10 protein-coding genes are annotated in these 12194 nt (G+C 38.3%); 9 read left to right on the top strand and 1 reads right to left on the bottom strand.

Going from position 1 to position 12194, the window contains the following annotated elements; all coding sequences use genetic code 11:
- The first annotated feature begins 49 nt into the window (after nucleotides 1–49).
- From dnaG to fur, 5 genes are all read left to right on the top strand, one after another.
- A complete protein-coding gene (gene dnaG, locus IGJ03_RS05970; RefSeq protein ID WP_010824642.1) occupies nucleotides 50–1936 on the top strand; it encodes a DNA primase in 1887 nt (628 codons plus the stop codon).
- A gap of 108 nt (nucleotides 1937–2044) precedes the next feature.
- Entirely contained in the window at nucleotides 2045–3151 is a 1107-nt protein-coding gene (rpoD, locus tag IGJ03_RS05975; protein WP_002360364.1) for an RNA polymerase sigma factor RpoD, read from the top strand.
- A 151-nt stretch (nucleotides 3152–3302) separates the two neighbouring features.
- On the top strand, nucleotides 3303–5378 hold the full coding sequence (locus tag IGJ03_RS05980) for a cell division site-positioning protein MapZ family protein (RefSeq protein WP_010824643.1): 2076 nt from the start codon (nucleotides 3303–3305) through the stop codon (nucleotides 5376–5378).
- Nucleotides 5379–5451: 73 nt separating this feature from the next.
- Nucleotides 5452–6333 (top strand): CvfB family protein, encoded by an 882-nt coding sequence (locus IGJ03_RS05985; protein WP_002361792.1) that lies wholly within the window; start codon nucleotides 5452–5454, stop codon nucleotides 6331–6333.
- Nucleotides 6334–6448: 115 nt separating this feature from the next.
- The gene (gene fur / locus IGJ03_RS05990; RefSeq protein ID WP_002357640.1) at nucleotides 6449–6898 is read left to right on the top strand and encodes a ferric iron uptake transcriptional regulator; all 450 of its coding nucleotides are present in this window, start codon (nucleotides 6449–6451) and stop codon (nucleotides 6896–6898) included.
- A 50-nt stretch (nucleotides 6899–6948) separates the two neighbouring features.
- Here fur and gap read toward each other — a convergent pair whose 3' ends face one another.
- The gene (gap, locus tag IGJ03_RS05995) at nucleotides 6949–7959 is read right to left on the bottom strand and encodes a type I glyceraldehyde-3-phosphate dehydrogenase (protein WP_002357638.1); all 1011 of its coding nucleotides are present in this window, start codon (nucleotides 7957–7959) and stop codon (nucleotides 6949–6951) included.
- Between the two features lie 287 nt (nucleotides 7960–8246).
- Here gap and obgE point away from each other — a divergent pair, with 287 nt between their 5' ends.
- The 4 genes from obgE to IGJ03_RS06015 all read left to right on the top strand — a co-directional run bounded on the left by obgE (nucleotide 8247) and on the right by IGJ03_RS06015 (nucleotide 12093).
- Nucleotides 8247–9563: a GTPase ObgE gene (gene obgE, locus IGJ03_RS06000; RefSeq protein WP_002384537.1), complete on the top strand. Its 1317-nt coding sequence runs from the start codon at nucleotides 8247–8249 to the stop codon at nucleotides 9561–9563.
- Between the two features lie 138 nt (nucleotides 9564–9701).
- Nucleotides 9702–10004, top strand: coding sequence for a hypothetical protein (locus IGJ03_RS06005; RefSeq protein WP_002374891.1), 303 nt, complete (start codon nucleotides 9702–9704; stop codon nucleotides 10002–10004).
- Between the two features lie 26 nt (nucleotides 10005–10030).
- Nucleotides 10031–11329, top strand: coding sequence for a PTS sugar transporter subunit IIC (locus tag IGJ03_RS06010; protein WP_375804660.1), 1299 nt, complete (start codon nucleotides 10031–10033; stop codon nucleotides 11327–11329).
- Between the two features lie 218 nt (nucleotides 11330–11547).
- Nucleotides 11548–12093: a TetR/AcrR family transcriptional regulator gene (locus IGJ03_RS06015; RefSeq protein ID WP_375804659.1), complete on the top strand. Its 546-nt coding sequence runs from the start codon at nucleotides 11548–11550 to the stop codon at nucleotides 12091–12093.
- Nucleotides 12094–12194: the final 101 nt, after the last annotated feature.

The raw sequence follows: 12194 nt of genomic DNA on the forward strand, positions 1-12194 counted from the left end.
CGGTCAATCACATGAGTTAGCACAATGCTATTCTTAGGAGGTGAGGACAATGGCACAACGCATTCCTCAGGAAGTCATTGAGGAAGTTCGTCACCGAACGAATATAGTAGATATTATTGGGCAGTATGTCCAGTTAAAAAAATCCGGTAAAAATTATATGGGTTTATGTCCGTTTCACGAAGAACGTTCCCCTTCATTTTCAGTAGCAGAAGACAAACAAATTTTTCACTGTTTTGGCTGCGGGAAAGGTGGAACTGTTTTTAATTTCTTGCAAGAAATTGAAGGCATTAGTTTTCCCGAATCCGTGAAACGTGTTGCAGATTTGGAACATTTATCTGTGGACTTTGATTGGTCAGAGCCGCGTGAAGTAGCGGATACCCCAGAAAACCAACAAAGACGGAGTTTGTTACAACTGCATAGTAAAGCCGCAGAACTTTACCATCATATTTTAGTGAATACTAAAATTGGCGAACCCGCATTAAACTATTTATTAGAGCGGGGGTTAACACAAGAACTAATTGAGACCTTTCAAATTGGATTTGCGCCGCAAAAACGTGATTTCTTAAGTCAAGTTTTTAAAAACGAACAACTGGATGAAACGCTTTTTGAGCCTTCTGGGCTGTTTGTCCAAAGAGATAACGGTACGTTTTTGGATCGTTTCTATCAACGAATCATGTTTCCAATTAATGATCCCCAAGGCAATGTCATCGCCTTTTCTGGTCGCTTGTTAAAAACAGCTGATTTTCCAGGGGATGAGATGCCTAAATACTTGAATAGTCCTGAAACAACACTTTTTAATAAGCGAGAAACGCTGTTTAACTTTGATAAAGCCAGAAAAGAAATTCGTAAAGAAAATACAGTCTTGCTTTTTGAAGGATTCATGGATGTTATCGCTGCTTGGCAATCAGGCGTAAAAAGTGGGGTGGCTTCAATGGGGACTAGTTTGACCAATGAACAAATTCGGCGTTTGGAACGGGTCGCTAAGGAAGTAGTTATTTGTTACGATGGCGATAATGCCGGTGTTCAAGCCACAAACCGTGCGATTCAATTATTGCAAGAAAACAGTCATTTTGACTTGAGTATTGTCAGCATCCCTGAAAAGCTGGATCCTGATGAATATGTGCGGAAATATGGCGCAGAAGCTTTTCAAAATTTAGCCAATCATGGCCGAGAAACAGTTTTTAGTTTTAAAATGAATTATCATCGGTTAACTAGAAACATGAATAACGAAAAAGAACAATTGGATTATGTGAACGAATTGTTACGGGAGTTAACCAATGTTCAATCTCCCTTGGAACGTGATCGTTATTTAAACCAAATTGCTCAGGAATTTCAACTTTCTGTTCATAGTTTAGAAGAACAATTCAATCAATTGAAGCAAGAGCAACGTTCAGTCCAACGACAAGAAAGGCAACAATTTTATCAAGATGAAATGATGCCACCACCAATGGAAGAGCCTGTTTTTGAAGAGAATCACGTCCAGAACAAGTTACCGTTAACACAAGTTCAAAAAGCAGAACGTTCCTTATTATTTCGTTTAATGAATGAACAAGGAGTACGGCAAACCGTTCAACAATTGCCAGATTTTTCGTTCGCTCATGATGAATACCAAGAATTATATTTCTTGCTAGAAAGTTATGCGACACTGCATCAAAGTTTCGACATTGCCGATTTTATTAATTTCTTGCAAGATAATCAAACCAAACAATTAGCAATTGAAATTGCGTATCAGAATTTATCGGAAGAAAGCTCTGAGCGAGAAGTTGCCGATTTATTACATGTAATTGCCTTATCAAGTATTGCAGAGGCAATTGAGCAGAAAAAGATTCAACAGCAAGAAGCAAAACGAGTGGGCAACCAACAGCTTGAAGCCGAATTAACAATGGAGATTATCCGATTGGCTCGACAGCTTAAAGCTCAACGAACATTTACTTAAGCAATATAATGAATAGAACTAAGCGTTTTGTTCATTTTATTTTGATAAGTCCCAGTGATTTATCAGTTATTTCAAGCGTGAACCGAAAAATGAAGGGGGCCTTCTTTCATGGAAAAAGAAACAAGTAAAAAATATGAAGCTGCAGTGGCAGCATTTATCAAAGAAAACAAGCCTAAAGGAACAGTGGTTTATGATGATTTAGCGAATCAATTAGCCACACCGTATACTTTGGATGCAGAAGCTATGGAAAAATTGATCCAAAAAGTTGAAGATGCTGGTATCAGCGTGGTCGATGAAAATGGAGACCCAAGTGAACATAGCTTGAAAAAAGATGAAAAAGAAGCGGAAAAGGCCCAAGCAGAAGACTTATCTGCGCCAACAGGTGTTAAAATTAATGATCCCGTGCGTATGTACCTAAAAGAAATTGGGCGCGTTCAATTATTAACTGCCGCAGAAGAAGTTGAATTGGCACTTAAAATTGAAGAAGGCGATCAAGAAGCAAAACAACGTTTAGCAGAAGCTAACTTACGTTTGGTTGTTTCAATTGCCAAACGATATGTAGGTCGTGGTATGCAATTCTTGGATTTAATTCAAGAAGGTAATATGGGCTTAATGAAAGCTGTTGAAAAATTTGACTACCGTAAAGGGTTCAAATTCTCTACGTATGCTACTTGGTGGATTCGTCAAGCGATTACGCGGGCAATTGCGGACCAAGCTAGAACGATTCGAATTCCTGTTCACATGGTTGAAACAATCAATAAATTGATTCGGATTCAACGCCAACTATTGCAAGATTTAGGTAGAGAACCAACGCCAGAAGAAATTGGTGCGGAAATGGATTTACCAACAGAAAAAGTTCGTGAAATCCTAAAAATCGCACAAGAGCCAGTCTCTTTAGAAACACCAATTGGTGAAGAAGATGATTCACATTTAGGTGATTTCATTGAAGACCAAGATGCTACCAGTCCTGCTGAACATGCAGCTTACGAATTGTTAAAAGAACAACTAGAAGATGTTCTGGATACTTTAACAGACCGTGAAGAAAATGTTTTACGTTTACGTTTTGGTTTAGATGATGGTCGGACACGTACGCTAGAAGAAGTCGGAAAAGTTTTCGGTGTCACTCGCGAACGTATTCGTCAAATTGAAGCAAAAGCGTTAAGAAAACTAAGACATCCTTCTCGTTCAAAACAATTAAAAGACTTTTTAGAATAAACATACCGTTTAGCGGCTCTTTTCGTGCATGCGAGAAGAGCCGCTTTTGATTTTTAAAAAGTCTCTAAATGTCATTGCTAGTTATTGGAAGAAGGCGCAAGTTGTGGTAAATTAGAAGTAATGGAATATTAGCAGAATGTGAGGCGGAAGAATGACAAAAAAATGTCCGAAGTGCGGGAACGAATTCGATGCAGAATTAACGACCTGCCCAACATGTGGCTATTCACTAACTGACACAACAGTTGATAAAGAAGAAGTGGAAACGACTTCAACAAATATAGATTTTGAAACACAGGAAAATGAACAACACGAAGATCAATTAAATGAGAATATTGAATGGTCTGAGTTAAAAGATATGAGCTTAGGCCATGTGATGGAACTGTTTGGCGAATCACCAGAAGAAGAAAGTAATGATGACAAAAAAGAAGAGTCGATAGAAGATAACTTAATAGTCTCTGATTCAGAGGATGTTTCTGATTCAGAAGCAGTGCTTCAAGAAGGGGCTAGTGAGGAGACTCATGATTCGGTGGAGGAAACGACACCAGCGACAGAAGCGACGCCTACTCATTCAACAGAAGAAAAACTAGCAACGGACGAAGCAGTTAATTTAGAGGAAACAACAGAAGAAACAACAGAAGAAACAACTACTGTTGAAGCAGAAACAGCTGAGGTATCTGAGACAGTGAAGTCAGAAGAGGAAGCTTTAACAGAGATTTCAGGAACTGAAGTTATCTCTACCACTTCTGAAGAAGAAATTTTTTCACAACCACCGATAGAAGATCAAGATGTAACACCAAACGAAACTTTGCAAGCTTATATTCAAGCGCATCGAGCAGATACAGAAATGTCTGAAAATCCATCAGAAGAAACAGCAGAGACCCAAGAGTTAGAAAACAGCGGTGAGGCAGTATTAACCCAAGCCGAAACACCAACTGAATCCATTTCAGATTCTGAAGAAGGGTTAACAAGTGCAGCGTCGCTAGAGGAACCGAGCGAAGCTGACGTAACCGAGGAAAAAGTTTCAAATTCAGGTGTGATACCACCGATGAATGAAACTGGGAATGCTCAACCAGCGCCTGCTCCGAAGAAACCATCAAAAAAAGTGGCTTTCGTTGCGCTTGCGGTTGTTTTATTAGCTGGAGGTAGTGCTTGGGCGTATCATGATCAAACGCAAAAAGCTGCCGCACAAGAGGCGGCGGCACTAACCAAGAAAACAGATACGCTGAAAGATGAACTAGCAGCCTTTTATACCACGAAGGAGCAAGTTTTTATTAAACCCGATATGGTGACTGTTAGTCCAGAAAAACTCTCAAAACAAGTCGCGGAAATTAAAGATTCAGAAGAGTATTCTCAATTAAATAAACAAATTCAAACATTGAAAGAGAAGCAACAAACCATTCAACAAATCAACCAATTATTTGAGGCGCCGATTGTCAATGGCAATGAGTTGAAACCGGCGATTCTAGCTGCTGATCAACCAATTTCCGTAAAGAAATTAACAGGAAATGATCCATTTGACCAATTGATGAACCAAGCAATCGATCAAGCGAACCAACAATACAACCAATTACAAAAAGCTAAAAAAGCGGTTGAGGTCATTTATAAAGATGGAAAAACTACCAATCAGCTGAATCGAGACACGTATCAAGCTGCTAAGGCAGAAGTAGATAAAGTAACAAGTGATAAGCTGAAAAAAGAACTGGTCAAACAAGTCACGACAGCTGACCAAGCGTTAACCAAGGTTGAAGAAGAACAGAAAAGAATTGCAGAAGAACAAGCTGCCGCAGAGCAAGCAAAACAAGCAGAAGAACAAGCGAAACAAGCTGCTGCCGCGAAAAAAGAGAACGCTAAGAAGGAAGAAACAGCAAAAACAGAAGCGAATGGCTACACGGCGCCGAACAGTGACGGGGTTTACACTAGTCCGCTTTATGCGCCAGATGCTGCCGATATCGCTGATAGTAGCAATCCAGCGTGGACATGGGCACCAGGTGTGAAAGAAAAAGTCTTAGACACAGTGATTGCTCGTGGCTATGTGGTTCCTGGTGGATATTCTTTAGAACCTGCCAAAATTGTGAATGGCGAAGGTTACTACAATCTTTATGCAACAAACAATCAATCAAAATTATTAGAAGGTACTACAGAGAAAAATGTTCACATGTATTTAGTTACAATCAATGCTAAAACAGGTTGGTTCAAAGGGAACGCTTCTCGTAATGCAGGGCAATAAAAGAAAATAGAAACAATCGAACAAAAGCGGAAATCTTTTGTTCGATTGATTTTCCTTGAGGAGTTAATGATAAATGAGAGAATTACTAGCAACAACATTTACCGGCATTGTGGTCGATGAAAATGAACAATTTTATTTTGTTCAAAAAAATGGCATCACATTCCGTTTAAAAAAAGAAGAAGGTACGCATGCTATAGGGGAGGCTGTAGAAGGGTTTGGTTATTTAAATCAAAAACAAGAGCCAGCACTGACAACTACAATTCCTACTGTGCGCATTGGTAGCTATGGCTTTGGTACTGTCACAGGAACGAGACGTGATTTAGGTGTCTTTGTGGATGTTGGCTTACCAGATAAAGATGTCGTTATTTCGTTGGATGAATTACCAACCATGCGGGAACTTTGGCCTAAAAAAGAAGACCGAGTAATGGTTACTTTAAAAGTGGACAGTAAAGACCGCATTTGGGGCGAATTAGCAGATGAAAAAGTCTTTAAAGCCATGGCAAAACGCGGGAATGCTGAAATGCAAAACCAAAACTTAACTGGGCATGTGTATCGTCTGAAACTTGCAGGAACGTATATTTTAACTGATGATTTATACATTGGATTTATCCATCCTTCTGAACGATTCCAGGAACCACGTTTAGGTGAAAAAGTAGTGGGACGTGTGATTGGCGTGCGGCCGGACGGCGTATTGAATCTTTCATTAAAACCAAGAAGTCATGAAGTGATCAGCGATGATGCGTTGATGATTCTAACTTTCTTAGAAAGAGCAAACGATCACCAAATTCCTTTCACCGATAAATCAAGCCCTGATGAAATTAAACAAACCTTTGGCATTAGTAAAGCTCAATTTAAACGCGCCTTAGGCCATTTAATGAAACAAAAATTAATTAAACAAGAAGATGGTAAAACAATTCTAATTGGCTCGTTGGAACAATCAAAAGAAAAAAATTAAGGTAGCTAATTGAGAATATCTTGCAAATTACAGTTATTTCTTTTATAATTATTTTAATTTGATTGATAAATTAAGTTTCTTAATTTGTAATCATTCTAAACAAGGAGCTGTAATAATGGATTCGACTGCTGCTTTAAAAAAGACAAAAAAACAATTGCATGAATCAGGCTTTAAATTAACACCACAACGGGAAGCAACCGTACTTGTATTATTGGAAAATGAAAAAGATCATTTATCAGCAGAAGAAATTTACTTCTTGGTAAAACAAAAAAGTCCGGAAATTGGTCTAGCAACAGTCTATCGAACGCTAGAAATTTTAACAGACTTAAAAGTCGTTGATAAAGTGAGCTTTAACGATGGTTTAGCTCGCTATGATTTAAGAAAAGAAGGCGCCAAACACTTTCACCACCATTTGTTATGCTTAGAATGTGGCACAATTGAGGAAGTGGAAGAAGACTTGCTTGGTGAAGTAGAGCAAATTGTTGAAAGTCGGTATCATTTTTTAGTCAAAGATCATCGCTTAACTTTTCATGGTATTTGTCAAAGTTGTCAAAGTAAACATTAAAAAAACTGCCTTGCATTAATTTATGCAAGGCAGCTTTTTATTTATTGGCATTATAAATTAGCGAATTTTTCCAATAAGCGAATCATTTGGCAAGTAAAACCATATTCATTGTCATACCAAGCCACAGTTTTCACCAATTGGAAATCGCCAGCTGTCGTTACTTCTGTTTGCGTTGGGTCAAAAATCGAACCTTCTGTCGTGCCGATTATGTCTCCAGAAACAATTTCACGATCATCATAACCGAAAGAAGGGTTATCAATGGTGTGTTTTTTCATTGCTTCATTTACTTGATCAGCTGTTACTTTTGTTTTTAAAATGCTAACTAATTCTGTTAAGGATCCATCCACAACGGGAACACGTTGGGCATGGCCTTGTAATTTTCCATTAAGTTCTGGAATAACTAAGCCAATTGCTTTAGCAGCACCAGTTGAATGGGGAATAGTATTGTCTGCAGCAGAGCGTGCCGCACGAAGATTTCCGCCACGAACAGGGCCATCTAATAGCATTTGTGTTGATGTGTAGGCATGAACAGTTGTCATGGTACCAACTTCAATACCAAATTCATTATTTAAAAAGTAAGCCATCGGTGCTAGACAGTTTGTCGTACATGAGCCGGCAGAAATGATTTTATCGTTGGCATCAAGTGTATCATCATTGACGTTATAAACGATTGTTTTCATTGCGCCTGCAGGAGCAGAGATAACCACACGTTTCACACCTGCATCTAAATGAGCTTGTGCTTTTTCTTCAGAGGTATAAAAACCTGTACATTCAAGGACAATGTCTACTCCGTTTTCTTTAACCCAAGGGATTTTACTTGCATCTGGTTCTGCGTAGACACGGGTTTCTTCGCCGTCCACAACAATGCCATTTTCAGTGGCTGTCACGGTGCCAGGATAGGTGCCATGCGTAGAGTCAAATTGTAATAAGTGAGCCAACATTGTTGGGCTAGTCAAATCATTGATTGCCACAACTTCAATATCATCAGAAACTTCTTTTATTCGGCGAAAGGCTAAACGACCAATTCTTCCAAAACCGTTAATTCCTACTTTGACTGTCATAACAAAAATTCCTCCTTTAGATGTTTGTGTTTCTTTGGACCCTTGCTGAAAAAGTGATTTTCTTCAACTATCTATAGTATGAACCTCTAAAATTTTTTTGTCAAAAGACTGATAGCGAAGCGACAAAAAGAAAGCGAAAGATTCATGAGAAATTTTGCTTTTTCCAACGATAACTAACTAGAATTGCTAGACAAACGGTTGTTTTCCCGATACAATAATAAAGACTTTCGAATCACGCTTTTTGAGGTGATTAAAGATAGTAGAAGTAGAATAGGAGGACAAATTATATGTCCATGTTTTTAGATCAAGTGACGATTGATGTCAAAGCTGGTAAAGGCGGCGACGGAATGGTTGCTTTCCGTAGAGAAAAATATGTACCAGACGGGGGTCCCGCTGGTGGTGATGGCGGTCGCGGTGGCGACGTTGTTTTAGTTGTTGAAGAAGGATTACGCACATTAATGGATTTCCGGTTTAATCGTCATTTTAAGGCGACACCTGGAGAAAATGGTATGAGTAAAGGAATGCACGGTCGTGGGTCAGAAGATTTACTTGTCAAAGTTCCACCAGGTACAACAGTTCGTGATGCAGAAACTGGAGCCTTAATTGGGGATTTAATTGAGAATGGTCAAACCTTAGTAGTAGCAAAAGGCGGACGCGGTGGTCGCGGGAATATTCGCTTTGCTTCCCCAAGAAACCCTGCACCAGAAATTGCCGAAAACGGCGAACCGGGCCAAGAACGTAAAATCGAATTAGAATTAAAAGTCTTAGCAGATGTTGGCTTAGTTGGGTTTCCTTCTGTAGGGAAATCAACGTTACTCTCTGTTATCTCGTCCGCTCGTCCGAAAATTGGTGCCTATCATTTTACGACGTTAGTTCCAAACTTAGGGATGGTGACTACTAGTGACGGTCGAAGCTTCGCTGCAGCAGATTTGCCAGGCTTAATTGAAGGAGCTTCTCAAGGTGTCGGCTTAGGAACACAGTTCTTACGCCACATTGAACGGACGCGTGTTATTTTACATGTCATTGATATGAGTGGCATGGAAGGACGCGATCCTTACGAAGATTATTTGGCAATCAATAAAGAATTGGCTTCACACAATTTACGTTTGATGGAGCGACCTCAAATTATTGTTGCCAATAAAATGGACATGCCTGAAGCAGAAGAGAATTTAGCGAAATTTAAAGAGCAACTTGCGAAGGAACGCACCGATGAGTATGCTGATGAGCTACCTATTTTCCCAATCTCTGGGGTTACTCGTAAAGGTATTGAACCTTTATTAAATGCAACAGCTGACTTGTTGGAAGTAACGCCTGAATTCCCATTATATGAAGATGAAGTGGTAGAGGAAGAAACCGTTCGTTATGGCTTCCAACCAGAAGGTCCAGAATTTACGATTGATCGTGAACCAGATGCTTCATGGGTTTTATCTGGTGAAAAATTAGAAAAATTATTTGAAATGACGAATTTCGATCATGATGAAACAGTAATGCGTTTTGCACGTCAATTACGTGGTATGGGTGTCGATGAGGCATTACGAGCACGTGGCGCGAAAGATGGCGACATTGTTCGGATTGGTAATTTTGAATTTGAATTTGTCGAATAAGCATAAAACCAGTTCACTCAGTGAACTGGTTTTTTATTTTAAAATTAGTATTAAATTAGCGAATAGATTGAAATAATATTTTTAATAGCTTATAATTTTAAATGTAACAAAATAACAAACGAAAGGAGCGAAATTGAAATGGAAAACAATCAAGCAATGGTTCCTAAGTTTTCAGTTAAAAGTGCCGGTTTTCTTTTTAGTATGGGGTTCTTATGTGGTGTCCTGTTGCCGAGTGTTTTATTATGGACTTTCAGTCTGCCGTTTAATATTGGTGCCATGATTTTTTTGCCTGTTGGGATTGCTTTTGCGTTAGCGTATAGTCATTATTTTATTGAAACGAAAACAGGTTTTTGTAAGCGTTTTATTTGGTTGTTTTTAATTTCTCTTATTTTATTAGAGCTTATCTCTTATTTATGGCTGATTAAAGGAGTTATTTTTTAAGAGAAAAACAGAGGAGAGTGTTATTTATGTTAGATAAACTGACTGTTTGGATTGAAAATCATCTAGCTGGACCAATGGCTAAAATTGCCAATCAGCGCCATTTACGTGCGGTGCGGGATGGGATTATTGCGACATTACCTTTAATTATTGTCGGTTCTTTTTTTCTAATTATTGCGTTTCCACCGTTACCAGAATCTTGGGGCATTACTCAATTTTTAACAAGTAATGCTGCTACAATCTTATTGCCTTACCGAATGACAATGTACATTATGGCGTTATATGCGACTTTTGGCATTGGCGCTAGTTTAGCGAAATCATATAATCTTGATCAAGTCTCTGGAGGGATTTTGGCTACGATTGCTTTTTTATTAACATTAGTACCTGTAGCGATTCCTGAAGAAGCCAGTAAAGCAGCTGGCGTTTCTGGGTTTGTTTTACCAATGGCTAATTTGGGTGGTGCAGGGATGTTTGTCGGGATTGTGACGTCAATTATTGCTGTCGAAATCTATCGAGTGACAGATAAGTCTAAGTTCAAAATTACAATGCCTGATAACGTTCCACCTGCTGTTGCTCGTTCATTTGAATCATTGACTCCGACGTTAATTGTCATGTTATTGATTGGTTCAATCACTTATTATTTAGGCTTTGATTGGCACACATTTGTGGGGAACTTGGTGGGACCACTAGTTCAAGCAGCGGACTCTTTATTGAGTGTCTTGCTGTTAGTCTTTTTAACCACATTTTTCTGGTTCTTTGGGATTCACGGCGCTTCAATCGTAGGATCGTTGGCGCGTCCTCTATGGCTACAACTATTAGAGGAAAACACGACTGCTAAAGCAGCTGGCGAAGCATTACCTCGGATTGCGGCAGAACCTTTTTACCAATGGTTTATTTGGATTGGTGGTGCTGGAGCCACAATTGGTTTAGCTATATTATTAGCCTTCCGGGCAAAATCAGAATATGGTTCAAAACTAGGAAAAGCTATTTTAGCACCGTCTATTTTTAATATTAATGAGCCAGTTATTTTCGGTGTACCGATTGTCTTAAATCCGATTTTAATGATTCCTTTTATCTTTGCACCAATGGTTTTAGCAACGATTGCTTGGTTTGCCACAAAATTAGGTTTAGTAAGTGAAGTTGTCTTTACCGCTCCTTGGACCTTACCAGGACCAATTGGCGCCTTTATGGCGACAGGCGGCGATTGGCATGCTGCTGTTTTGAATATTGTTTTAATTCTAGTAGCCATCTTGATTTACTATCCGTTCTTTGTAGCTTATGATAAAAATGAGCTTGCCAAAGAACAAGGCAAACAAATAGAAGAATAAAGAGTGTAGCCGTTTAGTGTCCAGAACAAAAGGTGATGACCTTTTGTTCTGGACCTATTTGTTTATAAGTGTTAAAAATTCTCAATTTTTTTGAAATGTATAGAAAATTTTGAGAAAAGAAACGCATAAAAAAGTGTAAAATATTATATATATAATGAAAATGGTTTTCTTTTGTGTGAACATAATAAAGTTATTGTTAACTAAAAGAGAAAAGGGGTATGAAAATGGTTAGAACGAAGGTATATACAAAGGAAAAAATCTTAAACGTAGCTGAAAAAATTTTAGTAGATAAAGGTTTTTCTAATTTAACTGCTAGAAATATTGCAGATACTATGGGGATTTCTACGCAGCCAATTTATTTAGAATTTGTCAACATGGACGATTTAAAACGAACCTTAATTAAATCGTTATTTCATCGTATGCAATTATTTTATAAAGCAGATGTCGGTGCCTCAGACCCAGTGATTGCATTGGGTCTGAACTTTATATTATTTGCCCAAAAACATCAAAAAATCTATACGGCGTTATTTATGAAAGCACATGGTTATGAAGAAGAATTGCAGCAAATGCTTCAAACTTTTTTTGAAGAGCGTTTATTATTGGATAAAAAATATGTACAAATAGACAAAGGAAAATTTGTCGAATTATTTCCTAAAATGGTGGTAATTTATTTAGGTTTAGCCACAGCGGTTACAATGAAAACAATTGACTTAACTAAGAATCAAGAAATTCAATTATTAAGTCAATTATTGATAGAAGAGTAGTGTTTTGTTATTTATTCAAAATAACAAAAATACGACATAAGTCTGAGAAAAAACTGGTCGTTGCGCCCGAGGAAGGATTGTTTAAAACTTGCTATACTTTG

Origin of the sequence: Enterococcus sp. DIV1315a (assembly GCF_051712325.1) — a bacterium.
Taxonomy (GTDB): domain Bacteria; phylum Bacillota; class Bacilli; order Lactobacillales; family Enterococcaceae; genus Enterococcus; species Enterococcus faecalis.